The sequence below is a fragment of the Fibrobacter sp. UWH9 genome (assembly GCF_900129715.1).
In the GTDB taxonomy this organism is placed as follows: domain Bacteria; phylum Fibrobacterota; class Fibrobacteria; order Fibrobacterales; family Fibrobacteraceae; genus Fibrobacter.
The window spans coordinates 102829-129576 of sequence record NZ_FQWP01000004.1 but is presented as its reverse complement, the minus strand read 5'-3'; the positions used below and the strand labels follow the sequence as shown (position 1 = coordinate 129576).

21 protein-coding genes are annotated in these 26748 nt (G+C 50.4%); 7 read left to right on the top strand and 14 right to left on the bottom strand.

Features of this window, described 5'->3' with window-relative positions; all coding sequences use genetic code 11:
• The first annotated feature begins 53 nt into the window (after positions 1–53).
• From queF to BUB94_RS05050, 5 genes are all read left to right on the top strand, one after another.
• Positions 54–566, top strand: coding sequence for a preQ(1) synthase (gene queF, locus BUB94_RS05070; RefSeq protein ID WP_073161466.1), 513 nt, complete (start codon positions 54–56; stop codon positions 564–566).
• 95 nt (positions 567–661) lie between these two features.
• A complete protein-coding gene (gene queC, locus BUB94_RS05065; protein WP_073161467.1) occupies positions 662–1351 on the top strand; it encodes a 7-cyano-7-deazaguanine synthase QueC in 690 nt (229 codons plus the stop codon).
• Between the two features lie 11 nt (positions 1352–1362).
• On the top strand, positions 1363–2058 hold the full coding sequence (locus tag BUB94_RS05060) for a queuosine precursor transporter (protein WP_073161468.1): 696 nt from the start codon (positions 1363–1365) through the stop codon (positions 2056–2058).
• Between the two features lie 9 nt (positions 2059–2067).
• The gene (locus tag BUB94_RS05055; protein WP_073234751.1) at positions 2068–2892 is read left to right on the top strand and encodes an arginase family protein; all 825 of its coding nucleotides are present in this window, start codon (positions 2068–2070) and stop codon (positions 2890–2892) included.
• 45 nt (positions 2893–2937) lie between these two features.
• The gene (locus tag BUB94_RS05050; RefSeq protein ID WP_073161470.1) at positions 2938–3801 is read left to right on the top strand and encodes a pseudouridine synthase; all 864 of its coding nucleotides are present in this window, start codon (positions 2938–2940) and stop codon (positions 3799–3801) included.
• A 156-nt stretch (positions 3802–3957) separates the two neighbouring features.
• Here BUB94_RS05050 and ftsE read toward each other — a convergent pair whose 3' ends face one another.
• The 6 genes from ftsE to rfbD all read right to left on the bottom strand — a co-directional run bounded on the left by ftsE (position 3958) and on the right by rfbD (position 12013).
• Positions 3958–4647 carry a cell division ATP-binding protein FtsE gene (gene ftsE, locus BUB94_RS05045; protein WP_073234749.1) on the bottom strand — a complete coding sequence of 230 codons (690 nt, stop codon included), beginning with the start codon at positions 4645–4647 and terminating at the stop codon, positions 3958–3960.
• Positions 4648–4662: 15 nt separating this feature from the next.
• Positions 4663–5952 (bottom strand): peptidylprolyl isomerase, encoded by a 1290-nt coding sequence (locus BUB94_RS05040; RefSeq protein WP_249269302.1) that lies wholly within the window; start codon positions 5950–5952, stop codon positions 4663–4665.
• A 5-nt stretch (positions 5953–5957) separates the two neighbouring features.
• Entirely contained in the window at positions 5958–6794 is an 837-nt protein-coding gene (locus BUB94_RS05035) for a hypothetical protein (protein WP_073234746.1), read from the bottom strand.
• Positions 6795–6832: 38 nt separating this feature from the next.
• Entirely contained in the window at positions 6833–10825 is a 3993-nt protein-coding gene (gene hrpA / locus BUB94_RS05030) for an ATP-dependent RNA helicase HrpA (RefSeq protein WP_073234743.1), read from the bottom strand.
• 128 nt (positions 10826–10953) lie between these two features.
• A complete protein-coding gene (locus BUB94_RS16675) occupies positions 10954–11097 on the bottom strand; it encodes a hypothetical protein (protein WP_158236671.1) in 144 nt (47 codons plus the stop codon).
• A 1-nt stretch (position 11098) separates the two neighbouring features.
• Positions 11099–12013 carry a dTDP-4-dehydrorhamnose reductase gene (gene rfbD / locus BUB94_RS05025; protein WP_073161475.1) on the bottom strand — a complete coding sequence of 305 codons (915 nt, stop codon included), beginning with the start codon at positions 12011–12013 and terminating at the stop codon, positions 11099–11101.
• A gap of 118 nt (positions 12014–12131) precedes the next feature.
• On the opposite strand from rfbD, the gene BUB94_RS05020 reads away from it, so the two are divergent.
• Positions 12132–13298, top strand: coding sequence for a GDSL-type esterase/lipase family protein (locus tag BUB94_RS05020; protein ID WP_073234740.1), 1167 nt, complete (start codon positions 12132–12134; stop codon positions 13296–13298).
• Positions 13299–13473: 175 nt separating this feature from the next.
• Here the strand turns inward: BUB94_RS05020 and BUB94_RS05015 are convergent, their stop codons facing one another.
• The 7 genes from BUB94_RS05015 to BUB94_RS04985 form a co-directional block, all read right to left on the bottom strand.
• Positions 13474–15198: a glycoside hydrolase family 11 protein gene (locus BUB94_RS05015; RefSeq protein ID WP_083538116.1), complete on the bottom strand. Its 1725-nt coding sequence runs from the start codon at positions 15196–15198 to the stop codon at positions 13474–13476.
• A 248-nt stretch (positions 15199–15446) separates the two neighbouring features.
• Positions 15447–18140: a DNA gyrase subunit A gene (gyrA, locus tag BUB94_RS05010; RefSeq protein WP_073161478.1), complete on the bottom strand. Its 2694-nt coding sequence runs from the start codon at positions 18138–18140 to the stop codon at positions 15447–15449.
• 57 nt (positions 18141–18197) lie between these two features.
• Positions 18198–19088, bottom strand: coding sequence for a 5'/3'-nucleotidase SurE (surE, locus tag BUB94_RS05005; protein WP_073234737.1), 891 nt, complete (start codon positions 19086–19088; stop codon positions 18198–18200).
• Between the two features lie 123 nt (positions 19089–19211).
• Positions 19212–20351 (bottom strand): ATP-binding protein, encoded by a 1140-nt coding sequence (locus BUB94_RS05000; RefSeq protein WP_073234734.1) that lies wholly within the window; start codon positions 20349–20351, stop codon positions 19212–19214.
• A gap of 55 nt (positions 20352–20406) precedes the next feature.
• Positions 20407–21522, bottom strand: coding sequence for a fibrobacter succinogenes major paralogous domain-containing protein (locus BUB94_RS04995; protein ID WP_083538115.1), 1116 nt, complete (start codon positions 21520–21522; stop codon positions 20407–20409).
• 52 nt (positions 21523–21574) lie between these two features.
• Positions 21575–22330, bottom strand: a complete 756-nt coding sequence (locus BUB94_RS04990; RefSeq protein WP_073234731.1) for a TrmH family RNA methyltransferase — start codon at positions 22328–22330, stop codon at positions 21575–21577.
• A 50-nt stretch (positions 22331–22380) separates the two neighbouring features.
• Positions 22381–23640: a TolB-like translocation protein gene (locus tag BUB94_RS04985; protein WP_139260132.1), complete on the bottom strand. Its 1260-nt coding sequence runs from the start codon at positions 23638–23640 to the stop codon at positions 22381–22383.
• Between the two features lie 217 nt (positions 23641–23857).
• On the opposite strand from BUB94_RS04985, the gene BUB94_RS04980 reads away from it, so the two are divergent.
• Entirely contained in the window at positions 23858–25231 is a 1374-nt protein-coding gene (locus BUB94_RS04980; RefSeq protein WP_073156803.1) for a glycoside hydrolase family 5 protein, read from the top strand.
• 115 nt (positions 25232–25346) lie between these two features.
• Here BUB94_RS04980 and BUB94_RS04975 read toward each other — a convergent pair whose 3' ends face one another.
• Complete coding sequence (locus BUB94_RS04975) at positions 25347–26747, bottom strand: hypothetical protein (RefSeq protein WP_073234728.1); 1401 nt, start codon at positions 26745–26747, stop codon at positions 25347–25349.
• Between the last annotated feature and the right edge of the window lies 1 nt (position 26748).

The window sequence follows — 26748 nt, the reverse complement described above, 5'->3', positions numbered from 1 at the left end:
TACGCAAAGACAGTTCGAAAACCTCCTGTCTCTAAACAAAACTAGGAGCACATATGACCGACAATACGTCCGTTAATTCCGGCCGTACCGACGCTGAATTGGAAGGCGTCACCTTGCTTGGCAATCAGAATACCAAGTACAAGTACGATTACGATCCCGACGTTCTTGAACGTTTCCCCAACAAGCATCCCGACAATGACTACATGGTCATGCTGAATTGCCCGGAGTTTACTTCCCTCTGCCCCAAAACCGGTCAGCCGGACTTTGCGGAAATCCGCATCAACTACATTCCGGACCAGTACATTGTGGAATCCAAGTCCCTGAAGCTGTATCTTTTCAGTTTCCGCAATCACGGGGATTTCCACGAAGATTGTGCCAACATCATCATGAAGGATTTGGTGAAGTTGCTCTCACCCAAGTACCTTGAAGTGGAAGGCATTTTCACGCCCCGTGGCGGCATCTCCATTTACCCCTTCGCCAACTATGGCAAACCGGGTACCATTTACGAACAGAAGGCAACCGACCGGCTTTTCGCCAGCGTAGACCGCAGAAACTCCTGGAAATAAGTAAGCAGTGCTTAGTGATTAGTAAGCAGAAGTGGCAGGAGAAGTCCATTTTCTGTAATTCTAACCACTAATCACCAACCACTAACCACTATTCTATGAAAAAAGCAATCGTCCTTTCGTCAGGCGGTGTGGATTCCACCGTCTGCGTGGCCATGGCCGTAGCTAAATACGGCGCAGAAAATGTAGCCACCACTTCCATTTTTTACGGTCAAAAACACAACAAGGAACTGGAATGTGCCCGCAAGGTGGCAGACTATTACAAGTTGCCTCATTACGAATTTGACCTGTCCAGCGTACTGCAGTTTTCCAACTGTTCGTTGTTAGCCCAGTCTACACAAGCCATCGAGCACAAAAGCTACGCCGAGCAAATCACGCCCGTCAATGGCAAGGTTTCCACTTACGTTCCTTTCCGCAACGGCTTAATGCTCAGTGTTTGTGCCAGTCTCGCCCAAAGCATTTTTGAAAACGACGACGTGGAAATCTACCTGGGTGCCCACGGAGATGACGCCGCCGGTAACGCTTACGCCGACTGCAGCGAAATTTTCGTAAGCACCATGAGTAGAGCCATTTCTATCGGCACCTACGAACAAGTCCGCGTCACCGCTCCTTTTGCAGGACTATCAAAAGCAGACGTGGTCAAGAAAGGTCTGGAGCTTAAAGCCCCATTTGAACTGACCTGGAGTTGCTACGAAGGCGGCGATAAACCCTGCGGCGAATGCGGCACCTGCATCGACCGCGCTAAAGCTTTTGCCGCCAACAACGTGAAGGACCCCGCCATCGCATAAGGATTTCACTCATGAAAAAGACCAACGAAAACTTGATTCTTCTAAACATAATCTTCACCGTTGGCTTGGTCATCTCAAATGTGGTTACTGCCAAGCTGATGTACACAGGCATTAGCCTTTTCGGCAACGCAGTCACTTTGCCTGGTGCGGGCGTTTGCTATGCCTTTACCTTTTTGGCCACCGACATCATCGGCGAAATCTGGGGCAAGAAAGAAGCCAACAAGGCGGTCATCTTCGGCCTGGTGGGGCAAGTTTTTGCCACCCTCCTGATTTTGCTGACCCAGCACCTGCCCGCCGCAGACGACAGCATGCAAGAAACCTACGTTCGCCTTCTAGGTCAGAACTGGGTGTTCGTGGTGGCAAGCCTCGCCGGCTACCTCATCGCACAAAAATGGGACATCTGGATTTTCCACAGCATTCGCACCCGTTACATCGCCAAGCATGGCGATACCAAACATCGCTGGATCTGGAATAACGCCTCCACCATGACCAGCCAAATTCTAGATACCGTTGTGTTTATCGGCATCGCCTTCGGTTTCGGATTCGGTTGGCTGTTCCAGGCAGAAATGCGCCCGGTGCTACTTTCCATGATGGTGGGGCAATACTTCTTCAAGATGATTCTTGCGGCCTGCGACACCCCCATTTTCTACTTGCTCACCCGAGATATCAAAAAGGATACCGAAATAGAGCTAAAAGATTTTTCTTAACTTTACGTCATGAATTTTTGCACCATCCAAGACTTTACCGGCATCCATAGCGAACAGCCTTTTATGCAGGAGCTGCGGGAACGCGCCAACGTCTACTGGATGGATTGCACAAATATCAGCGGCACTGATTGTTACTGCGATGACGACGCCCAAGCAGAAATCCGTAAAATGATGGACCAAGCCGCAGACCGCATCACAGCTAATAACGACGCCGGTTTCACCGGCATCCACTTCTTTGACAACGGCAATTACCACTACATGAGCAAGCTGTGGACGGACCGCGTCAACGAAGATTTTGACCTGGTCATATTCGATCATCATCCCGATATGCAGCCACCCCGATTTGAAGGAATTCTCAGTTGCGGGGGCTGGGTCAAGGAAGTTCTGGACAACAACAAGTTTATTAGAAATGTGGTGCTTATCGGCGTTGCGGACCATCTGATTGAAGAAATCAAGAACGAACCTAGTGCGGAATTCGAGAAGTACGCAAGCCGCGTGACATTCATTCCCGAGACTTTGTTACGCACCCCAAATTTTGATATATCACAGGTAGCACTTGCCGCCCTACGTTCATCAAACCTATATATCAGTATCGACAAGGATACCCTTTCCATTGACGACGTGGTGACCAACTGGGACCAAGGCAGTCTAACCTTTGAACAACTGGAAAATATTTTGAAGAATCTGTTTGCCCACCGTAAAATACTTGGGGTGGACATTTGCGGAGAACGGGCTCGGAACCAGGATTTCCCGGAAGGCATTGACGAAGGCTCTGCGGATGCCACAAACAATGCTTTAAATAAAAAAATATTCAGCCTTCTAGATGTGCTCTAGATCCTTCGACTCCACTTCGTTTCGCTCAGGATGACACGTAAAAAAATGGTCTTCAATTCTCGCAACAGTTTCAACAAGCGTCCGCAACAGGGTAAGCCATCCTTTGGAAAAACCGCCAACAAGTTTGGCGGAGGCGCTCACGGCGTTGCCCGCGTTATTAGCAAGCGGGGTTACTGCAGCCGAAGCAAGGCCGAAATGCTTGTACGTGAAGGCCGCGTCACCCTGAACGGTCGCATCATCCACGACCCCGAAACTCCTGCCCGTGAAAGCGACGAAATCATCATCAACGGCAAGCGCATCGAAGCCAACGCCAAAGTGTACTTCATGATGAACAAGCCCCGGGGAATCGTCACCACGGCAAACGACGAAAAGGGACGCGCCACCGTCATGGAAGTTTTCGCAGAGCAATACCGCAAAATGTATTCGGGCAAGGAACCGCCCCACATCTCGCCGGTGGGCCGCCTAGACGCAGCCAGCGAAGGGTTGCTATTGTTCACCAACGATACTGAGTGGGCCAACCGCATTCTGGAACCCCGCAAATCAGACGAGAGACCAGAGGCGAGAGACGAGAGCGCCGGCACAGACATCCACAAGAAAATTTACCGCGTGCAGACCAAGGGCAAGCCCACCGCCGAAGACCTTCACAAAATGGAAGAGGGCTTTATAGTTCCGCCCCGCGTTTTCGGGGAATCCGAAGAATTCATGCACGCCAAGCAGGCTGTCCTCCACACCGAAGGCGAAAAGAACTGCTGGCTAGAAATCACATTGACCGAAGGCAAGAACCGCGAAATTCGCCGCATGCTAGCCCACTTAGGCTACGAGGTTCTCCGCCTGGTCCGCATTCAGATTGATGAATTTATTTTAGGCGACCTTAAACCAGGTTGCATCAAGGAAATCCAGATTTCCTAAAAGCAGAATAGAGCCATTTCTATGGCAATCCAAAACGAGTTAAATGGAATGGAAACCAGGATGACGTCCAAAGCCCACCAGCAAAGGAACAGGAACAAATCATTGCCAGGCAGCAAATGATTTTTACAGCCATTCCCCTCAACATATTCGAAGGCCTTAAATAATATCGCGATTGAGCAGTTCGCCGTGATCAAGAGTCAGACGGCGGAAAGTGCTGTTCATGTAGAAGTCGGGATTATGGGTTGCCATCAAAACGGTAGTGCCGCGGGCATTGATTTCCTTAAAAATCTTAAACACCTCTTCGGCGTTTTTCGGGTCAAGGTTTCCAGTAGGTTCGTCAGCCAGCAACAAGTACGGGTTATGCACCATGGCGCGGGCGATGGCCACACGCTGCTGTTCACCGCCAGACAATGTGTAAGGCATGGCAAAACGCTTCTGACTGATACCCACCAAAGCCAAGGCGTCAAAAACGGCGGCGTTAATCTTGTTGTTGGGAGTGCCCACAATACGCAGGGCCAAGGCCACATTTTCAAAAACATTGCGATCCGGCAACAGCTTAAAGTCCTGGAAGATGATACCCATCTTGCGACGCAGCGCCAGGATGTTCTTGTCGGGAGTGTTCTTACTATCGTAAAGGCAATCGCCGGTAAACTTCACCATGACCTGTCCACCGCGTTCATCGTCAGGGCGTTCGTCCATGTAAATCAGCTTCAACAGCGTAGACTTACCGGCACCGGAATGACCCGTCAAGAACACAAACTCACCCTTGTGAATACGGAAAGAAACGTTGGAAAGAGCTTTCCAGTTTTCTTCGTAAGACTTGGTGACGTGGTTAAAATGAATCATGGTTCAGCAAAAAAATTATTCGGTCATACGGATTTCCACATGGACTTCCTCACGCCACTTCTTAATGAGTGCGCCGAGTTTTTCGTTTTCCATGTGGGTAGCACACATCTGTTCGATCTTGCCGTAATCTTCTTCCAGAGTCAGTTCACGAATCTGGCGGGAATCATCCAGGCGGAACAGATGGTAGGCACCATCAATCAGCACCGGTTCAGAAACCTGACCTACTTCCAAGTTAGAGACAGGATCTACATAGGCAGGAACCATTTCGCTCTTCTGGAACCAGCCCAGGCGACCACCGGCAAAGTTGCTGGCCTTGTCTTCGCTGAACTTACGGGCAGCCTTGCCAAAATCTTCGGCAGACTTGATAGACTTATGAAGAGAGTCGGCGCGAGCCAGAATGTCGGCACTGTCCTTGGCAGAGGGAATGGTATAGAGCAAAATCTGTGCGGAACGAACGCCGTCTTCCTTACGACCGAGAACGCGAGGAATATGCCAACCCAGAGAAGTCTTTACCGGGCTTGCAGAATACTGACCGTTCTTCAGCTGATCCAGGGCGCGTTCAAATACAGGGTCCAGCTGACCGCGCTTGTAATAACCCAGGTCACCGCCCTTGGCAGCGGCAGTATCCTGAGAGTGGGCCTTGGCCAAAAGTTCAAAGCTCATACCCAAGTTCAGGGTATCGATCAAGGCTTCGGCCAACTTCTTCACGGAGTCCACAATGGCGGCATCGGGAACAATGGGTATCTGAATATGGCTCAGCAAGACGCAATTATACTGCGGCGGCAGAGAATCCTTATAGGCTGCGTAGAAGGCATCCACTTCCTTCTTGGTGGGATTGATGGAGCCAACATGACGCTGACGGACACGGCTCATTTCGATATGGCCACGAATCTGTTTGGCCAGCTGGTCGCGGTACTGAGCCATGCTAATCCCCAGCTGGGCACGGATTGCCTTTTCCAAAGTGGCCAAGTTGGTGTTCTGGCTAGAAGCCAACTGCTGCAAGTGGGCCGTCACACGCTGATCTACTTCGGCGTCAGACACCACAATGGAATCGCGGTCGATTCGAGAAAGCAGAACCTTTTCTTCGATAAGCTGATCCAGCACATACTTACGCTGATCCGCTTCGCTCATGGCAGAGCCTTCAGGTGTTTCCTGATACCGATAAAGGCTGCTCAAATATTCGGAACGCATAATAGGTTTGCCGTCTACAACTGCTGCAACCCCTTCCATCAAGACCGGTTCTGCAGAAGCCAAGGAAGCCACAGCACACAACGCCAACAAAATCAAACGGAACTTCATCATCATACCTTTTATTGTTCCTTTCCACTAAAAACATTCATCTGTGAAAAAATGGGGCGAGCCTTTTTCCATTCCTTTTTCAGTCGGTCCATCACCACCTTCTGATGTTCCACCCAGGCGCGATCAGCCACATCGTTAGCCACTTCGGCATAGGGCAGCACATCGGCAGAATCCAGGCGAGAAAGAACCACGGCCATCTTGAGGGAACCACCGCAATACTTCATGCGGGTCAGGCTACCCACAGACACACTATCTAGAGACGGAATGGTGCAACTGTCCGGCGTCACTGCCACAGAGTCAAAAGTCTCGTACTTCTTAACCAGGTAATGGGGGCCCGGAACGGAATCGTAAACCGTATTCTTGTGGCCCTTGTAATAAGTGTCAGCGCTCTGCCAATCCTTGAAGTAAATCAGGAAGCCAGAAATGGTGGTCTTACCACGGAGGAACAAATCCTGATGATTGGTATAGTAGTCCAGGCGTTCGCCATCGCCCACCATCATGGTATCTGCAAAAGTCTGAAGGAAGTGATCCACGACAATCTTTCGAACTGTCTTTTCGATCTGGTACTGGAGCACGGTATCTTCCAGCACGTTGTTGGCCAAGGCTTCCTGGTAAATGGTTTCTTCATTAATCCAGTGTTCCAGGAAAGAAAGCTTTTGACGGTTGTCCCAGGAATCCCAATCCGGAGCCATGCGGCGCACGTCGGAATCCTGCAACTTAGATTCGCCAACAGAAACAATCACAGAATCATTCTTGCCCAAACTAAAGGGCAAATCACAAGCAGTCAGCGTAAGGGCGGCAAGGCCCATCACGCAAGAAATACAAAAATTGCGGAAATTAAATTTCATCGGACACAATTTAGAAAATTACGTCCTTCCAAACCACGTTAAAGACGGCCAAATCGGCCCTTTAGCTTAGCCAAAGCGTCCACTTCAACCACTTCTTCGGAATCGTCGCCTTTCCGCTTGAAACGAACAATCTCGAAATCTTCCAGCATGGCCTTGGCCTGCAAGAAAAGTTCCGGGAATTCAGCATCATCGCTATTCTTGCGTTCAATTTGAGAAAGCAGGTCACGAGCCGCCTTCAGCTCATGATCCTTCATAAAGCGAGCCTTGAGGTACGGGCGGAACAAGTCGCGAAGAGCGCGGGCATCCAGTTCACGGGCCGGAGTCCCAGCCGAATCTATGGGATGGACGTCACGACGGGTTCCGCTAACTTTTTGATCAAGAGAATGATCCAGCAAATTGCCAAGCGCCTGAACGCGGTCAAACAAAGCGTTATCTTGTTGGTAAAGAGCCGCAATTTTATTCACCACGAATCCCGCAGCATCAACCGCATGGTCGTGGCCCTGACGCATGGCCACACTGAAATTCTTCAGAATGTCCCAAGCCTTGACAAAAGCATTTCCGCCAAGGAGGCCTGCTTCGTAAGTCCCACGAACGAGGGCCAGACGAATTTCTTCGTCTTCACTGCGAGTAGTGTTTGCCAAATTCCTGAAATCAGAAATTTTCTTGCCGCGGGAAAATTCCAGCCCCGTAAAACGGGTACAGCGATTAGCGTCCAGACCGTCTGCGTTAAGGGATTTCGCCACCCAGATTTTAAGGGCCGTCTTGAAGCCGTCGGAATAGAGGCCGCCCGTTTCCAGCATATTCAGGCGGTCCGCAACAAGGTCAGCTGCACCCGCAGCAGAACCCGTCCCGGAATTAGCCGTCGAGCCCCGTTCCAGACGCTTGCGGAAATCCTGCCAGAAAGTCGATTCCTCGGGAGCCATCAAGGCAGACTCTCCCAGGCGCCAACCAAAGCGCAAGTTCTCCAGCGGGAAATCGATACCGAAAGTCACCACCACCGGACGCACCGCCAGGAACAGGCGGTAGCTTCCCCACTCCGGAGAAAGTTCCAGCGGGAACTTTTCTTCTACACCCTGCTTAAACACCTTAAGATGCAAGCGCAGATGATTTTCACGTTCCGGAGTTACGGTAGGAATATCGCAGTCCAACTGTTTAATTTCAGCCAAAGCCTCGTACAGGCACAGCAGCGGAGCCTTATGGGGATTGTTCACCAGCTTTTCGCAGAAGGCATCATCAATCTGAGTACGTCTGCCTTCCAGGTACTTCTTGGCAGACTTGGGCATTTCGCGAACGATGGATTCCACCATCCACTCACGCCATTGATGAATAGAAAGCGCCAAAGTAGCCGGAGAAGTTTCCGTGAGCAAGTCATAGGGGAATCTCAAGGTAATGCCGTCGCAATCCTTGGTGGCGTCGAAAACCATTTCGCCGGTCACCACACGTTCCTTACCGCGAGTCAATTCCATAATGCGGAACTGTTCTACAGAACCGCCCAATTCCGCCTGAGGCTTTTCTTCGTGCTTCCTGGTGGCACGGGGATCATTACCGCGACCCTTTAAGGCACCATCCAGCAAATCGCCGAACTTTCCAAGACTGCGGTCCCCGCTAGACTGCAAGGCAACGCCCATCTTTTCGTCTAGCTGATCCAGCCAGAATTTCGCATCGAATTTTAGCCACTGGTCGCCAGACTCTTCCAAATACTTTTTCAAGGTCCTGATGGAATTAACCTTAGGTGCAATACGCACATAATAGTCCACCAGGGCATCTTCGCTGGGAGCCAGACCAAACTGACGCTTACGGGCTTCCAGGGCATGCAAATCTTCCACCACACGTTCATTGTGGACCATGAAGGGGAAGGGCCTTGCCATCTCGCCCACCACAACCGCTTCGCGCCAGAAGATCTGGCAGCATTCTTCAGGGTTCACGCGGGCATAATCCACACGGTGACCGCGGCTAATCACAAGACCGCGGAAGGCCACTTCCTCAACAGCTTCTACAAAGCCTCGTTCCTTGTTCCACACCGGCGCATACCAGCGGCGGGTGCAGAAAGGTTCCGCCACCTGCACAATCCATTCAGGCTTGATTTCTGCGCCCTTGGTCAAGAAGATTCGGCTGGTTTCGCGAACTTCGGCGCTGAACAGCCATTCCACACTCTTGCCATACAGATCGCTACCCGGGAACACGTGAGTTTCACGACCGCTTACCAGGCGGTAGCAACCGTTCTCGATATCACGGCGGGCAATACCGCCCAGGAAACCGCTGAGCAAGGCAATGTGCAAATTGTCCTGATGGAACTTGTCTGGCGGGCAAATGCGGCTTTCGAACTTGGCATCCAGAATTCGTCCGAACTGTTCGTACAAATCGATCCATTCGCGGCAACGCAAAAAATGCAGACTCATCTTGTCGCAGAACTTGCGCAACTTGTTCCAGGATTTCTGATCGGTATCCCAGGCTTCGCAAAATGCATTCCACATGCACACATAGGTGATAAAATCGCTCTTGTGTCCCGCAAACTTTCGATGGAGTCCGCGAACACGACCGCGTTCCGGCTCCTCGTTAGGAACCACTCGCGGATCCTGAATAGAAAGGGCGGCGCACACAATAAGGGCCGGCTGCAAAACACCCGCATCACGAGCACGCAGCAGCACCGCAGACAAAGCCACATCCATAGGCAGCTTCGTCATATCGCGGCCCAACTTCGTCACATGACCGCTGGCATTATCCGCCGTCAGGGCACCCAGTTCAAACAGAGTCTTATAGGCGCCACGGAACGCAGAATGAGGCGGAGCCTGCAAGAAAGGGAAGCTTTCCATTTCAAGGCCAAGACTGCGCAATTGCAGCACCACGTTGGCCAAATTGCTTCGGCGAATTTCCGGTTCCGTAAAGTCGTCACGCTTTTCAAAATTCTCGGGAGAATAAAGTCGAATGCAGACACCGGGCTTCACACGGCCCGCACGACCTGTACGCTGACGGGCGCTAGCCTTGGAAACCTCTTCCACAGGCAACCCCTGAATTCGGGACTGGGCGTTGTAACGTGAAATTCGAGCCATACCCGTATCCACCACGTAGGCGATACCGGGAATCGTCAGGGAAGTTTCAGCAATGTTTGTGGCAAGAACGACACGGGTCTTGCTGGTACTCTTGAAAATGCGGCGCTGTTCATCGGGGCTCATGCGGCCATACAGCGGCAAAATATCAAAGCTGGCGGCATCCAGATCCGGCTTCAATTCGTTGGCCAAATCCTGAATATCACGTTCCGTCGGCAAGAAGCAAAGCAGATGGTCGCGATGGCGGCTTTCCAGATCCAGAATGGCATCGCGGGCTTCTTCTATGAGACCGGAGTCCCCCTTGCCAGAGGCATCACGGCGATCATCGTCGTCATCATCCCAAGGTCCGCGGAAACCATCCCTCGGTTTGCTCTTCTGCACCGCATCCCGGAAGTAATATTCCACTTCTACAGGGAACGTGCGGCCTTCCGCTTCCAGCACACAGCTGTTATCATAGAACTTCTCGAAGAGGGCCGCATCCAAGGTGGCAGAAGCCACAATCAGCTTAAACTCGGGACGCGCCTTCAGCACCGACTTGAAAATCCCCAGCAGGATATCGATGTTCAAGGAGCGTTCGTGAGCTTCGTCAATCACGATGGCGGAGTACTGCTTAAAAAGTCTGTCGCGACGGAATTCCTGAAGCAGGATACCATCGGTCATGACCTTGACAGGAGCATCATTGGTTCCCTGTTCCCAGAAACGGATCTTGGTGCTGACCAGTTCATCCGCCTTCAGTTCCTCACGCAGGCGGTCTGCAATAGACATAGCCGCCAAGCGACGAGGTTCCGTCACGCCGATCTTGAAATCACCACCCTTGGTGATTAAATACTCCAGCAGGAATTTCGGTAACTGGGTAGACTTACCGGATCCCGTATCCGCCTTGACGATCACAACCTGATGTTTTTCAAGTAGCTTAAAAAACTCCTCCCGTTTCTGAACAACGGGAAGCTCCGGGTACTCAATCTTTAAAGCAGTAAGATCCATCAGAACAATTATGAATTATGAAGTATGAAGTATGAGTTACGAGAATCCTATGGCATGGTCCAGCCAAGATCACCTATCTCATAATTCATAATTCGTACTTTGTAATTCAAAGATTAAAACCGCCGGTTTTAATCTTTGATATGTCCACACTTGTCGCAGGTGAACTTGTAGCTGTTATCCGGATCCACCACCATGACACCGTCGCATTCGGGGCATTCACAGGGGAGTTCACCGGGCATTACTTCGCGATAGGTTTCTTTTTCTTCGTTCATTTTATTCCGCAATTTCCTTTAGGTAACGGCTCAGGGCATCCTGCCAGGTAGGCAGCGGTTCAAAGCCAGCTTCACGCAACTTGCTCTTATCCAGTCGGCTGTTAAAGGGTCGAGCCGCCTTAGAAAGACCATATTCCGCAGTAGTCACAGGAACAACCTTGGTGCTCATGCCAGCCTGCTTGTAAATTTCACAGGTAAAATCGTACCAGCTGATGAATCCGCCTTCGTTGGTAGCATGGTAATAGCCGTACTTTTCAGATTCATTCATATCGATAAGCAGACGGGCCAGGTCAAACGTGTAAGTGGGAGTACCGATCTGGTCGTTCACCACGCGCACGGTATCGTGAGTCTTGCCCACGTTGATCATGGTCTTGATGAAGTTCTTGCCATTCAAGCCAAAGACCCAGGCAATGCGAACGATAAAGTACTTTTCCAGAGTGTTAGAAACGGCAAGTTCGCCTTCCAGCTTAGTCTGACCATAAACATTCAGAGGCTTGTAATCCTTGCAATCCGGTTGCCAGGGTTCAGAACCTTGACCATCGAACACATAGTCTGTGCTGATGTAGGTCATCTTGCAATCCAGCTTCTTACAGGCGTTGGCAATGTTCTGGGTACCGCCGGCATTTACCGCACGTACCTTTGCCACGTTGGCGTCATCTTCAGCCATATCCACGGCAGTCCAGGCAGCACAATGAATCACGGCGTCGGGCTTGATTTCAGAAATCACCTTTTCAACGGCAGCGGCATCAGTAATATCCAACTGAACGTAGGGCATCGTGGTAACGGCACTTCCATCGGCCACACCACTGTATTCAGGAGCCATATCCGTACCGACACCGGTATGACCGCGCTTAGCCAATTCATTCATCACATCGTGACCTAACTGGCCACCCACACCTGTAACAAAAAACTTCATAATGCACTCTCCCATTTTTTGCGGGAGCTCCATGACACCAAAGATAGAAAGTTTCCCATTTTAGCTAAATTTGGATTCCGGTAAATCAGGTTAGGAACGCTAACTTTAAAAAAAGGTTATGTCAATGTCCACATTCACCAAATGGGTTGCCGCCTGGGGTAACGCCACCTCTATCACAGACAGAACTGCAGCGGTATACGCCAAGGACATCACCCTCCGCTACCCCATCCGCATTTGTTTTTCGGGAAGTAAGATCCGTTTCAGATTTTCCAATCTGACAGGAACTGAACCCGTCACCATTACAAGCGCATTCGTCGCCAAGCAAGTTCCGCAAACCGCAAACGCAACGACCTACACCCCCGCAGCCATCACCTTTGATAGCAAGGTCTCCATCACCATGGCCCCCGGCACCGAAGTAGAAAGCGACGCCATCGCCTTTGACATTACCGCCGGCGAAACCATAGAAGTCAGCATGTACTTCGCAGACTTCACACAAATGAACGCAGGCACCCTGATTACGGGCCCTCTTTCCAATGGCAAGTACAGCTACGGCAATTTCGCCAAGGACCGCGACCTTCCCGCCGATTTAACCCGCAACACCAACTGGTTTTACTTCCTGAACACCGTCGACGTATTCACCGAAGAACAGAACCACGCCCTGGTCTGCTACGGTGATTCCATTACCGCCCAGGATTGGCCCGATTATCTCGCCCTGCGCGCATGGGACGCAGGCTTCCGCAATGTGTCCGTCATTCGTCGCGCCGTCAGCGGCACCCGCATTCTCCGCGAATACAACTGCATCACCTATGCCGCCTACGGTTTAAAGGGCGCCACCCGCTTCCCCATCGAATTGAACGTAGCGGGAGCTTCTGCAGTAATTATCCAGCATGGCATCAACGACATCATCCATCCCGTGGGCGTCGAAGTCAATAAGTTCCGTCCCTGGAGCGACATGCCTACCGCAGAAGATCTGATTAGCGGCATTCAGGAAATCTACCTCACCCACGCCCGCAAGCTAGGTCTCAAAGTTTACAGCGGCACACTGCTCCCCATTTACGGCTGGCGCACCTACAACGAAAACCGCGACGCCATCCGTAACGCATTCAACCAATGGCTGAGAACCGCAGCGGATTTCGACGGTTGCGTTGATTTTGACGCCGCTGTACGCGATTCCGCCCGCCCAGAATGTTTCGCCCCAGGCTTTGACTCTGGTGACCACCTGCATCCTAGCGCCGCAGCCTATAAGGCCATGGCGGAGGCCGTTCCCGAAGATTTGCTGAAATAAAAACAAGTCCCGAAAACCGCCTTTGAAGAGGCCCCCAAAAAGCCTCCTTCATCTTTCGGGAATTTTTCATATCACGCACACATAAAAAACGTCCCGCATTCACGGGACGTTTCTTCGTTAATCACAGAGGTTTTGTAAGGAGCAATTGAGTGAGTAACGAAACCTTTTGCCTTTCTTAGCGAGAGACAGAAACCTTCTGGAGTCGATTGCCCTGGCGAACCATATAGACACCACTCTGCTGGAACTTGGCCTTGAGGGCATCCTTCAGAGAGGTACCGGCAGCAACTTCAACCAAGCCCAGGCTCTTACCCTGCATATCGAATACCTGGAAGCTGCCCACAGCCAGTTCGAACTGAACACCCTGAACCATAGAACCGAAAGAAGTCGTACCAGGATCAGTTTCGGAACCCGGTTCAGCAGTGGTGAAGACCAGCTTGACGTCACTAATCTTGACAGCACCTGTAGCCTGTCCCAAATTGAAGGCAAACTGAGCGGCATCATCAGAATCTTCTTCCATAGCAAAGATAAATGCGTATTCCTTTTCCGTGGTGGTGATGTCAAATTCCTTAGTGGCGTATGCACCCCAGGGGTCTACGGACTGCTGGAAAGAAACTTCAATCTTGCGAGCAACATCTGCGCTAGCCTTAAAGGACAACTTGTACTTCATGCCCTTATCAAGAGCCACACCGTACTGAACAAGCTGCGGCATATAAGTTTCTTTACCAGTAGTGGTAACGTCAACCGTAGCCGAGCCACCAGCAACAGAAGTCTTTGCAGCAGAGCCACCCCAGTTTGTACCCTGACCCAGGAACCAAGATGCATCGTTGCTTGTAGAAATCACGCTGCCGCTAGGGAAATTACCATCCTTAAGAAGGTTCACAGAGGTTTCGCCAACCAATTCAAACTTGGCGACCACAGACTTTTCCTTGTCCATGGTTACAGAAATGGTTTCGGTAGAACCAGTAGCGCCACCTTCCCAACCCACAAACTTCCAGCCTTCGTTAGCCTTGGCGGTGAGCTGTACAGTAGATTTGGGAGCATAATAGTTAGCGCTGGGGCTCTTTGTCACAGTACCTGCAGCAGCCGGAGATGCAGTTACATTGAGGGCAAGTTCATCGGCACTGCCACCGATTTTCAGCAGGTTCTTCTTAACTTTAGCATAACCCTTTGCAGTACCCGTATTTCCAGTGTAGGATTCAATTTTCATGGAAGCAACTTCATACAGCTTACCCATCTTCATACCAGCTTTAGCCCATTCGCTGAAGTGCTTGGAAATAGAAATGGTACCCTTGGTACGATGCTGGCTCGTATTCGACGGGATGGACCAATACTGCTTAAAGGTGCTGGTACCCGAAAGAGAAGGCTGCTGAATACGGTCGGTAGTATAGAAATCGTAGCTAATACCATCGATAGTTGCAGAACCCCACTTTTTACCGCCCTGGGTAGGATTGTAGCTTCCGCGATCCTGGACAATGTAGTATTCAATTTCATTGCTGAAACCACTGGGAATGTCCGCCTGGTCGTAATAGCCCCAGCCATAGACACTGACATACTTCACGTTGTCGGTGGAGCTCCATTCCACTTCAAATTCAGAGGTAATATTACCCACATTCTGTACGGTAACACTGGAGTTAGATCCCCAACGCTTTCCGGTACGGGCTAACATGTTGATAGTACCCTGCCATTCAACTTCGAAAGCACCACCATTTTCGTCGCTTACGTTAAGCTTCATAGTTGCGGAACCGGCACCATTCTGGCTCCAGAGTTCGTAATCATAGCCACCGGCGCTACCCATTTTCTGGGATGTGCCATTGGAGCAGGTAACGGTCTGTCCCCAGGAAATGGATGACGAAATTGCAGCCATGGCAAAGGCTGTTGTTAAAACTTTTTTGATACTCATACTTATCCTCTCGGGGGGTTATTTGTACTCTATTCTAATCTATACTATTCTACATCGGTTGTTAAGCACTACTGGATCAATTCCGTTGTAGCCTTCTACAACAGCTACAACAGGTAAAAAACAGCTTTTTTCTAAAAAAAATCAACAAAAAGAACGTTGGCTTTATAGAGTTCCGTAAAAAAATCCCTGTTGCAATAATAAGCAACAGGGATTAAAAGTTTTAACCGATAATTTAGAACAAACTATCGCTAGTCTTCAGAAGGAGCACCAATCTGCTGTTCCGGAGAATCATCCTTCACAACGGAATCGTCATCCACTTCAACGCCTTCGACGTGATCGAAGGTTTCCTTGGCTTCAGCGGAATCATGTTCGATGTCTTCGACGCTAGGCAGAGCAGTTGCATCCTGGACGGTGTCGCCATCGTTCAGGCGGATACACTTCACGCCGATCGCGCTACGATTGGTAAGACGGATAGAATCGGCTTCGATACGGATGACCTGGCCTTCCTTACTGGTAATGATCAAGTCGTAATCATCTGCAACACTTTCTACGAATACTGCAGAACCGGTCTTTTCCATACCGTCGGCACTGAGGTTGCGAACGCCCTTGCTGCCGCGCTTGGTCACGCGGTAGGAGCTGGGCTGAGAACGCTTACCAAAGCCCTTTTCGGTAATGGTCACGATCTTGTTGCCTTCCTTGAGCCAGATGAGGGAGATGACTTCATCACCTTCGGCCAGGGTAATGCCCTTCACGCCGTGAGTGCCACGACCCATGGAACGCATGCAGCTAATGGGGAACGTTACGGCCTGACCATTCTTGGTGGCAAGCATCAGGAGGTCCTTGGCAATGGGCTGGGCAGCGGTATCGTCGCCATCTTCAGATTCAGGGGCGGCCTGATTTTCTGCAGTCTGAGATTCTACAGATTCATCATTGTCGTCACCTTCCTGAGAGGCGTTAAATTCTTCGGCAGACATACCCACCAGCTGTACCTTCACCAATTCATCGTCTTCATCCAGGCTGATGGCATTGACGCCAGCCTTACGGGGACGGCTGAAGAGGGTGAGGTCCATCTTGTTGACGATACCCTTCTTGGTAGCGAATACCAGGCAGAAGTAACCGCCGAACTTACGAACGGGCACAATAGCCTGTACCTTTTCGCCTTCGGTAAGACCAATGAAGTTGATAATGGGGCGACCCTTACTGTTGCGGTTACCTTCGGGCAGGCGATAAACCTTGGTCCAGTAGGCACGGCCCTTGTTGGTAAACACCAGCAGGTAGCTATGGGTGCTTGCAGTAAAGATCTGGTCCACGTCGTCATCGTCCTTGAGGCCGGTGCCAACAACGCCCTTACCGCCGCGAGACTGAGCCTTGAAGGTATCGATAGGCAGGCGCTTGATGTAGCCTTCCTTACTCAAGGTAATTACCTGTTCTTCTTCGGCAATCAGGTCTTCGTAGTCGTAATCGTCTACAGCATCTTCGATGGAGGTGCGGCGTTCGTCACCGAACTTAGCCACAACGGCATCCAGCTTTTCAAGCATAATGGCAATGCGACGTTCGCGCTTTTCCAGGATATCCTTCAAGTCGGCAACGAGAGCGATCAGTTCGTTGTATTCGTTTTCCAACTTTTCCAGGTTCAGGCCGGTAAGCTGGGCAAGACGCATGTCCACGATAGCCTGGGACTGAATTTCATCCAGGTTGAAGCGATCCTGCAAAGACTTCTTTGCGGCTTCGGTGGTTGCGCTGCTCTTGATAATCTGCACCACTTCATCAATGTTCTGAGTAGCGATGCGCAGACCTTCGATAATGTGGAGACGGGCTTCAGCCTTCTTCAAGTCGAACTGGGTGGAGCGGGTGATCACATCAAGACGATGGTCAATATAAATCTGGATTAAGTCCTTCAGGGTCAGAACCTTGGGCAGGTTGTTCACCAGGGCCAGGTTGTAAATGCTGAAGGTAGTCTGCAGCTGGGTATTCTTGAACAAGTTGTTCTGAACCACTTCTGCAACGGCATCCTTACGGAGTTCGATAACGACGCGGATACCTTCCTTGTTGGATTCATCGCGGATGTCGGTAATGCCGTCGACGCGCTTGTCCTTAACAAGTTCTGCAATCTTCTTACAGAGTTCAGCCTTGTTCACCATGTACGGAATTTCCGTCACGATGATGCGGGGCTTGCCGCGGCTGTCGGTTTCAATTTCTGTGCGGGCACGGAGGCGGACCTTGCCGTGGCCAGTGAGGTATGCATCACGGATACCTGCGCGACCGCAGATGATGCCACCCAGAGGGAAGTCCGGACCGCTGACATAGTTCAGCAGTTCTTCGCCCGTAATGTCGGGATTTACAGCCTGAGCATGAATAGCGTTTGCAATTTCACGGAGGTTATGGGGTGCCATGGAGGTGGCCATACCCACAGCAATACCGGTAGTACCGTTCACCAGCATGTTGGGAATGGCAGAAGGCAGGACCTTCGGCTCTTCCAAGGATTCATCGAAATTGGGACCCATGTCTACGGTATCTTTTTCAAGATCTTCCAGCATGAGAACACCCAGGTTGTTCATCTTGGCTTCGGTATAACGCATTGCAGCGGCGCCGTCACCATCGATAGAACCGAAGTTACCCTGACCGAAAACCAGCGGATAGCGCAGGGAGAAGTCCTGAGCCATACGGACCAGAGTTTCGTATACAGCGGAGTCGCCATGGGGGTGGTACTTACCGATCACGTCACCCACGATACGGGCAGACTTCACGGTGGGCTTATTGGGAAGCACACCCAGTTTATGCATACTGTACATGACGCGGCGATGCACCGGTTTAAAGCCGTCACGGGCATCGGGCAGAGCACGAGCCACAATCACGCTCATGGAGTAGCGGAGGTAGCAGTCCTGCATGTCCTGTTCAATCAAGGACTTGAACTGAGTACCTGGAAGCATTTCTTCAGACATTCACTTTTCCTCAAATTAGTGATTAGTGGTTAGTGGTTAGTGGTTAGGAAAGCACTCCTAAACTTGGCCACCCTCCGCTAATTTTTCATTTATCATCTCATCTATTAATTTCAAACTTTCGTAGGCGGTCTGGTTGATGCGGTGGGGCGTAATAGTCGCATAACCCTGGTTCAACAGATAGTCATCACTATCCACAGGGGATTCATTCCACAACTTGTCGCCATCCAGCAGCCACAGCTTGTCGCCAGAGCCATCTTCTGCGTCTACCAGACTATAATGGTCCGTAAACATTTCGCGGGCCATGACCGCAGCCTTGAAGCCCTTGAAGTCCGCAGGCTTTACCTTGGGGAAGTTCACATTCCAGAAAGTACCGGGAGCGACATTCTCGAACAGGCGATCCTTGACCACACGAACTGCAAATTCAACAGCAGTTTCCAGCAGGTCTCCCCCGCAACCGCGGAGGGAAAGTGCAACACCAGGAACACCCCACAGGGCGGCTTCGCGGGCACCGGCCACCGTACCGGAATACAAGGACGAGACGCCGGAATTTTCACCCACATTCACGCCAGAGAAACAGACGTCGAACTCCCCTGCCGCAGAACTTACACCCGGGCAACCCTCCGGTTCCTGGGAAAGCCCGAACTTGGCGAAATGGCCAAGGGCAAACTTGGCACAGTCAGCGGGAGTTCCAGACACAGAATAAAAACCGAAAAGCCAATTCCTAGATCCATCGGCAGCCACCGGAGCATCATCATCGGCGGGAACGGCCTTAATCCTCAGAGCCCTACGCACGGTAAAGGCCTGAGAAACCCCGCTCTGCTCCGTTTCGGGGGCAAAAACGAACACGTCAGCCACCTTGGACAAGGCAGCCGCAAGAGCGCGCAGATTGTCGCTCCTAAACCCATCGTCGTTTACGATGAGAACTCGTGTTCTAGGGGTATTTTGCATGCTCTATAAAAAATAGAAATTTCTTACAAAGCGGGCTGTAAAAACCTGACATTTTAAAGCAAAAAACACCCCTTTTGAGGTGTTTTTAGGGGTATTTTTTTGGGAAAACTAGAACGCAAACTTTTATCTAAAATTCTTGACTTGAACGCCTTTGAATTCAAAACTTTCGTGGCCTGCATAAACGACCGTTTTTTCGCCACACATTTCGGGATATTCCTTTTCAAAGACTCCGAAATTTTTGACGAATTCCGAATTGAACGTTTCCGAAGACTTTATTTCAAAAGGAGTCAAGATTCTTCCAGTTTCTTCAACAAGGTCAATTTCCTTGCCGTCACTGGTTCTATAATACCAGAAATTTTTCTGCTCCGCGCAATTAAACGAACGTTTCATTCTTTCAAGAATCACAAGGTTTTCAAAAAGATTGCCTCGCAAAGGATCGCGGTTTAATTGCGACTCTTCGGCAATTCCTAGCAAGGCGCATGCAAGCCCTGTGTCGTAGAAATAGAACTTCGGCGATTTTATCAAGCGTTTAGTCCTATTCATGTACCACGGATTTAATGTGAAACCGATAAACGAAGCTTCAAGAATCGACAGCCATTCCTTCGCTGTTCTAACATTGATTCCGCAATCGTTAGAAAGAGAAGTGTAATCCAATATGGAGCCGATTCGCCCAGCGCAAAGAACAAGGAATCTATGAAAAAGAGCCGTATCCTTTATATTGACAATCTGGCGAACATCCCGCTCAACATAGGTTGAAATGTAATTCTGGTAAAAGAAGAACCTGTCTGGGCGTTCCGTTATATAGCGGGGGTACCCTCCAGAAAGAATAAGACTGTCGATGGAATCATTTGCGTTCAGTTCCTTGATTTCGTCCAGGGAAAAAGGCAGCAGTTTAAGCATGGCGACACGACCGGCAAGAGTCTGCGTAACAGCCTGCTGTAATGCAAAATTATTACTGCCCGTAACGATGAACAGACCCTTTTGATTTGATTCATCCACAATCTGCTGCATATAGGATAGCAAATGGGGAACATTTTGAATTTCATCAAGAATGGCCCCGTTCGGGATACTTTTGAAGAACCCCCGGGGATCCTGCAAAGCTCTTTCCCTAGTGTCAGGATTTTCTAGAGATATGTAGGGTTTGTCGGCGAAAGTGTCGCGACAAAGAGTGGTTTTCCCGGATTGCCTGGGGCCATGAACCAGTACAACCGGGTATTGCGAAGCAGACTTTAACAGGAATCCTTTGATTTGGCGCCTAATCATGCTTCAAATATAAATTTTGTAAAAATGGTAGTCAAGTACACGTTTTACAAAAAAATCAATCTTTAAGACAGCGAACCGACTTTGCGATGACCTTGAAGGTCCAGCTGAAGCGCGCGTTCTCGCTACTGCAGGACAGTTCCAAGTTGAAGGCGTCGTCGCTATTGAGCTCACTCGAAGACCAGAAGCCAGCGTAGTTGCCGGCACTGTAGAAGCCACCACTGACGTTCCTGCCACCACCGGGGAGCGCGGAGAAACCGTAAGCATCCGTCCCATTGCTGCCGGACTTGGACTTCAGGTGCTGGCCAGCGGTAGATGAATAAGCGTCATCAGTATGGTTATAACCGAAGTCTGGGTCTATAAAGTTGATCAACTGTTCGAACTCGTAATGGCTTGGCAGGTGCCAGCCCTCGGGGCAAATGCCTTGAACAGGAGTTGTCGGATTAAGTGAAGCATTGCACTTCTTGCCATAGGCACAATTAGCCTTGTCCATGGCAACTTCCCAGGTGTACAGACGACCATACTTGGCACAGGAGTCCGCCTTGTTGTTGTAACAACCGCTCCATGCGAAGCTACTCATGCTAGACACATCGCCTGGGTCGTAGTTCAAGTTCTCAGCCATCCAGGTCTGGGTGCCGATGGTGACTGTCTTGTAGGCTTGACCGTCGCGAGAATCGGTCATGGACCCCTTTACAACAACTACACTGCTACTACTCTTTACCGAGGAACTACTTGCTACCGACGACGAAGACTTCGCGGAGCTGGAAGATGCAACAGAGCTGCTAGATCCCTCGACTTCGCTCGGGATGACACTAGAGGAAGGAGGTAGTTCTACGCTAGAAGATGATTCCACAGAAATAGAGGAAACCGCAGAGCTGGAACTACTAGCAATAGAAGAGGAACTTTTCTCGCTAGAGGAGCTAACAACCGATGAAGAGGACTCCACGGAACTAGAGGAAACCACAGAGCTGCTAGATCCTTCGCTATCGCTCAGGATGACACTGGAGGAGGAACTCAGGATGACTCTAGAGGAGGAACTCGGGATGACACTAGAGGAGGATTCTTCAGCAGCATTTTCATCCCCGGACGGTCCACTTGAGGAACTATCATCGCCGCAGGCCACAAGGCCCAAAGCAAACGCAAACGCAACACTTGTCAAGAAATTCTTTTTCATTTTCCATTTCCTTGAAAAAATTTCAGGTACCCTTCGAGAACAGCCTCTATTTTTATGCAGATTTGTCCGAGCGAATCTTAAACGCCATGATGGCAAAGGCCCCTGCCACGTTCATACTGGCCTTGCGGCCTGCCATGGGAATGGTCACCTTCATGGTGGTTGCGGCCATGATTTCGGGAGCGATACCCAGTTCTTCGTTACCCAGGATAATCAGGCCCTTTTCCGGCCATGTTACTTTATTTATGTCCGGAATATCTTCACCTGTTTCAAGGGCGATAATTTCGTATCCGTTTTCCTTATGCCAGTTGATGCAGTCAAAGGGATCTTCCCAGCGCTTGATAGGAATCCATTCCTGACAGCCACGGGCAGCGCTCTTCACGGTGACGTGGTCGGGACTACAGCTATAGCCGCTAAGGTGAACTCCTTCGAGACCGAAGCAGTCGGTACTGCGAATGATGGAACCTACGTTAAAGGCACTGCGGAGGTTGTGAACCAGAACCGCAAACTGGATAGGCTTTTCCGCGGCTTCCAGACGGTCGCCCGGTTCCTGCTCCAGATAAACGTCACGTTCAAAGCCAAGGCCTGCGCGGGTGCGGAAGGTCTTGTATAGGTCAATCATCTGGGCCTGATTCTTGCCCACCAGAGTTTCTTCGGGAGGAAGCTTCATCCATTCTGCGTAGGTTTCAAATTCCTTCTTGGCACGAGAAACGTCATCGCCCAACTGCAAAATGATGACACGCAGAAGTTCCGCCAAGCGCTTGTACTTGGAGGTTTCCTTTGTAGCGAGAAATTTCTTTTCAGAGAACATATTTTGCTGGATCCTTCACTTCGTTCAGGATGACACGCGGGAGGAGAACATTACTTGGCCTCGGCGACGCCTGCGGGAATGTGTTCAGCGCCTTCGGCGGCCATGTTCTTGTCCATCTGAGTGCGGGTCAATGCATTCACCGCATCGGTCAGGCGATCAATGGACTTGATCAGTTCGTCCATCTTGGCATCGCTTGCACCACCTGCAACGGCTGCGGCAGCCTGGGCCTTTACATCAGCAACGGTGGCAACAGGCGCAGCCTTAACAGGAACCTTGCCCAGCCAAATGTCTGGCCAGCGGTCATTACCGGAATGATAAGTAATACGTGCTGCAGTTTCTACCGGTTCACCAATCTTCCACATATAAAGTTCGTAGTCGAACATGTCGTGGTCATGGCCCTTATCGGTAGCCCCCCACACCAGCCACTTTCCGTCAGGGGAAATTCTGGGGAAGTATTCATGACTGCGACGACCCGGCAAATCCATCAGACGAACATTCTTGGGTATACCAAAGAAGCCAACCTTTTCAACCTGTTTGCCATCCTTGGCAGAGAACCACAAAATTTCGCTAGGAGCGGCAGTACCGCCATTACCCGTAGGATTCACGCGATAAAGCTTTGAACCGTCAAAATTCCAGTCAATCTGGCAACCGTCACCGGACTTGGTCCAGCCACCCTTTTCCAGATTCCAGACGCCAGTTTCACGCATGGAACCGCGAAGAGTAATAGCCAGATGCTTTCCATCAGGACTCATATTCGGTTCCTGAAGAATTACGCCAGACTTGTCAAAAGCGACTTCGCCGTCAAGGATCATAGTTTCTGCCTTGGAAGCCAAATCCATGGTAAAGACCTTGCCTGCACGACTAAACACAATAGACTTTCCATCAGGGCGCCACGTACCCCAGGTCGCATTCTCAACCACCTTATGGGCATCACTTCCATCCAGATTTACCATCCAGAGGTCCCACTTTTCGGGGTAGTTGGCATCGTTTTCGGGAACCCAACCGCCCTTGCTGCGGTTAAAGAGCACCTTGGATCCATCGGGGGAAATTCTGGGGAACCAGTCCACATTGTCACTAGCAGTCAGGGCATGAGCGCCAGTTCCGTCGGCATTCATAAGCCAGATATCGTGATGAGAATTTGCTCGACTTGTAGACCAGGCGATTATACCTTCCACCTTGCCTTTCAAGGCGTCCAAAGCCTTCTGTTCATCGGCGGTGGGGTCAACGGCAGCTCCGGTAGGAGCACCCTGCTGGGCAAAAGCCATAGCAGTTGCAAACAGACTGGGCAATACAAACTTCATTGCTTTCATAAAATCCTCAATTCGCGCCTTATACTTTTCTCTCAAAAGATAGCAACACAGCCTTATTTTCTAAAAAAAATCAGCATTTTATACCCGACATTCCCCATTTTTAAGGTCAAAAACTTGACGAGAAACACAATCGGTTCCATCCGTATACATAAATCACTTACAATTAATCGCAAATTAAACTTTTGAATTTATTTTAGTACAAAAAAAGGTGTGCTATATGAAGATGTTTTCTATTCCCGCTCTCGCCTGCGCCATGACCCTGGGTTTTGGCCTGGCATCCGCTCAGACAATCACCCCCACCCGCGTGGGTCCCGTTAGCCAGTACGGCCAGCTCATCACCGGTAAGAATTCTGCCGGACAGGGCCGCATTTACGGTTCCTGCGAAGGCGTCAAGGACGGTGCCGAAGTACAGGTTCGCGGCATGAGCCTTTACTGGAGTATGGTCGCGAAGTCTACCGAATTCTGGACTCCCGAAGGTATCGCCACTATGGTCAACGACATGAACGTCCAGATTGTCCGTGCCGCCATGGGTACAACCAACGAAGACTGGTGGGGATGTAAGGACGGAACGGAAAGTTGCGGCAACGACAAGTCCAAGCACATTACCGGCTATGCAACCGATGCCGAATTCCAGACCAATCTTATGAACACCGTGGTAGAAGCAGCCATCAAGAACGACATCTATGTCGTTATCGACTGGCATTCCCATCAGGCTCACGAAGAAGTGGACAACGCAACAAAATTCTTCACAGAAATGGCCCAGAAGTGGGGCCAGTATGACCACGTCATTTTCGAACTTTACAACGAGCCCAAGGAAACATCCTGGGGCGTGATCAAGGACTACGCAGACAAGGTCGTTTCCGCCATCCGTCAACATTCCGACAACCTGATTCTTGTGGGCAACAGAAAGTATGACCAAAACCCGCAGGAAGCCATCAATAACGAAGTAACCGGCGAAAACATCGCCTACACCTTCCACTATTACGCCAATTCCCATTGTTGGGAAGGTCAGACAAGCTGGGGTGACCCCTGCGAAGGCGCCAATGCCCAGCAGGCAATCAACGCCGGTCTGTCCGTATTCGTGTCTGAATGGGGAACCGCCGACGCAAACGGCGGCGGCAATCCCGATACCGGCCGCAACACCAGCTGGCAGAATTGGATGAATCAGAATAAACTTTCCTGGGCAAACTGGAGTGCCTCCAAGGTTGAAGAAGGTACCGCCGCATTCAGCAGCGGATCCAACAGGAACAGCCTGCAGTACACCACCTCCGGTCAAATGGTCAAGGAATATCTGTCAACCAATCCCACCACTTACACCAGGTGCGCCACCGCCCCCATTCCGGAACCCAATCCGGAAGAAGCAATCCATGGTTTGCACAGCGCAAACTTTGACGTAACCTTCTCAGGCAAGGCATTGAACGTTTCCGGTGCTACCGCCAACGTTGAAATCTTTACCGCAAAGGGTGACAAGCTGATGGACATCAACAACGTGCAGGGCGAACTTTCCCTTGCCGCATTCCCTGCAGGTAAGTACCTGGTTCGCGTAAAGTCTGGATCCGTTTCCAAGATGAAGGCAATCAGCATCAAGTAACTCAAATTTTCTATGAGAGAGAAGAGGTCGCCGGCCGTGGGTCAAACCATAACGCTGGCGGCCATTTTCGCATCCAGGAATGCATACAGATAAAAGAACGTAACCTGGAATCCGTTTAGTTGACGCGATCTAGTACTGCAAAGTACTCATCGTTATAAACGCAAGTCCACCGACCCGACTGAATCAAGGAATTAATCAGCTTTTCCCAACGGGCGTAATATCGCAAGGGAAGAACGGCCCTATCTATATTATGAATTTGCGCATGAGTTACAAACTCCTGGGGATTTTCGGCAAAGTTTAGATACTGCTGAAAAAAATCCGCTGACTTTAAAATAAAGCGTCCGTCGATGTACGTTGAATCCGCAGGATTTATAAAGGCTAGATACCCTCCAGCACGGTCATCATTAAACAATCTTCCCAAATGAGGATGCATCGACATCCACTGTGCCGCCAACACAGGCACACGCTGATACGAAATCATCGAGCAATCGTACGTTGTTAGAGAACGGCACCAAAGCCCTGCGACAAACATCAATGCCGCACACAGAATGCCCCATACGACTTGCCGCCCATGGGCGGTCATTCTCTTTATCCACAGATTCACTCCGGCAGTCACCACAACCACACTGTAGATGAACACGGGCAGGAACAGCACGAAATTCCGTTCAGCGGTCAAAGCGAGAACCGAAACCACAAGCAGGCCAAAGCGATACTTAAAAGAACTCCGTAGGCTAATCGCAATTCCCGCCAGCGACATCAAGATTACAAGCGCAGAAGTTCCCGCAGATTCTCCGGCAAGAAGAATCTTGAAGGGTGACCTGTTCTCGGCAATTTCACTTGCAAAAATAGAGGCGGATTCCGTAAGCCCTAAAAGCCGGTCAAGAAGTCCAAACGGATACAGGAAAAGCCGGAGTCCTTCAGCATGAAGAAGTGGCATCAAGAACATTGCTATTACAAAGGCAATCCATGGAGAACGCCACCAGCATTTAACCCTGGAAACAAGAACATAGAATGCAAAGAGAGGGCCGAGAATGTACAATCCCTGGCATTTGCACCATAGCCACTGTACCAAGAGAACCAGCAGCGACACCATCATTTTCTTTTTCAAGGCCCAGGCAGAATCAAAAACTTTTTCAAGGAGATTCCAATACAGTCCTAGAAATACAAGACTGAATACAACAGGACGGATTTCAAACTGATAACGGAAAACAAAAAGTAAAATGGCGAAGCACACCGTCACCAGCCAACTTAAGGTTTTATAGCAAGGGCGGAGGAAAAGCCAAAATACCAAGCCCCAAAGCAAGGACTTTGCAAATACAAGCAAGGGGGCTCCACCTAGACCATAGACAAAACCCGTAACGGCCTGAAAGTATTCATGTACATTTACGACAGGTTCACGAACTGGAGTCCACGTAACCACCCATTCTCGCGAACAGGCCAGGTGCCACCAGATATCAGTATCCGTTAACGGGAATAGTGCAACCAGAATTGCCGTCAAACAGATAAATGAAAGCATC

Coding starts and splice junctions, on each gene's coding strand:
- queC (WP_073161467.1), top strand. CDS start 662: ATGAAAAAAGCAATCGTCCTTTCGTCAGGCGGTGTGGATTCCACCGTC.
- BUB94_RS05015 (WP_083538116.1), bottom strand. CDS start 15,198: ATGAGTATCAAAAAAGTTTTAACAACAGCCTTTGCCATGGCTGCAATT.
- BUB94_RS04990 (WP_073234731.1), bottom strand. CDS start 22,330: ATGTTCTCTGAAAAGAAATTTCTCGCTACAAAGGAAACCTCCAAGTAC.
- BUB94_RS05000 (WP_073234734.1), bottom strand. CDS start 20,351: ATGATTAGGCGCCAAATCAAAGGATTCCTGTTAAAGTCTGCTTCGCAA.
- BUB94_RS04975 (WP_073234728.1), bottom strand. CDS start 26,747: ATGCTTTCATTTATCTGTTTGACGGCAATTCTGGTTGCACTATTCCCG.
- BUB94_RS05035 (WP_073234746.1), bottom strand. CDS start 6,794: ATGAAATTTAATTTCCGCAATTTTTGTATTTCTTGCGTGATGGGCCTT.
- BUB94_RS04985 (WP_139260132.1), bottom strand. CDS start 23,640: ATGAAAGCAATGAAGTTTGTATTGCCCAGTCTGTTTGCAACTGCTATG.
- rfbD (WP_073161475.1), bottom strand. CDS start 12,013: ATGAAGTTTTTTGTTACAGGTGTGGGTGGCCAGTTAGGTCACGATGTG.
- BUB94_RS05040 (WP_249269302.1), bottom strand. CDS start 5,952: ATGATGATGAAGTTCCGTTTGATTTTGTTGGCGTTGTGTGCTGTGGCT.
- BUB94_RS16675 (WP_158236671.1), bottom strand. CDS start 11,097: ATGAACGAAGAAAAAGAAACCTATCGCGAAGTAATGCCCGGTGAACTC.
- gyrA (WP_073161478.1), bottom strand. CDS start 18,140: ATGTCTGAAGAAATGCTTCCAGGTACTCAGTTCAAGTCCTTGATTGAA.
- queF (WP_073161466.1), top strand. CDS start 54: ATGACCGACAATACGTCCGTTAATTCCGGCCGTACCGACGCTGAATTG.
- surE (WP_073234737.1), bottom strand. CDS start 19,088: ATGCAAAATACCCCTAGAACACGAGTTCTCATCGTAAACGACGATGGG.
- BUB94_RS05060 (WP_073161468.1), top strand. CDS start 1,363: ATGAAAAAGACCAACGAAAACTTGATTCTTCTAAACATAATCTTCACC.
- BUB94_RS05050 (WP_073161470.1), top strand. CDS start 2,938: ATGGTCTTCAATTCTCGCAACAGTTTCAACAAGCGTCCGCAACAGGGT.
- hrpA (WP_073234743.1), bottom strand. CDS start 10,825: ATGGATCTTACTGCTTTAAAGATTGAGTACCCGGAGCTTCCCGTTGTT.
- BUB94_RS04995 (WP_083538115.1), bottom strand. CDS start 21,522: ATGAAAAAGAATTTCTTGACAAGTGTTGCGTTTGCGTTTGCTTTGGGC.
- BUB94_RS05020 (WP_073234740.1), top strand. CDS start 12,132: ATGTCAATGTCCACATTCACCAAATGGGTTGCCGCCTGGGGTAACGCC.
- ftsE (WP_073234749.1), bottom strand. CDS start 4,647: ATGATTCATTTTAACCACGTCACCAAGTCTTACGAAGAAAACTGGAAA.
- BUB94_RS04980 (WP_073156803.1), top strand. CDS start 23,858: ATGAAGATGTTTTCTATTCCCGCTCTCGCCTGCGCCATGACCCTGGGT.
- BUB94_RS05055 (WP_073234751.1), top strand. CDS start 2,068: ATGAATTTTTGCACCATCCAAGACTTTACCGGCATCCATAGCGAACAG.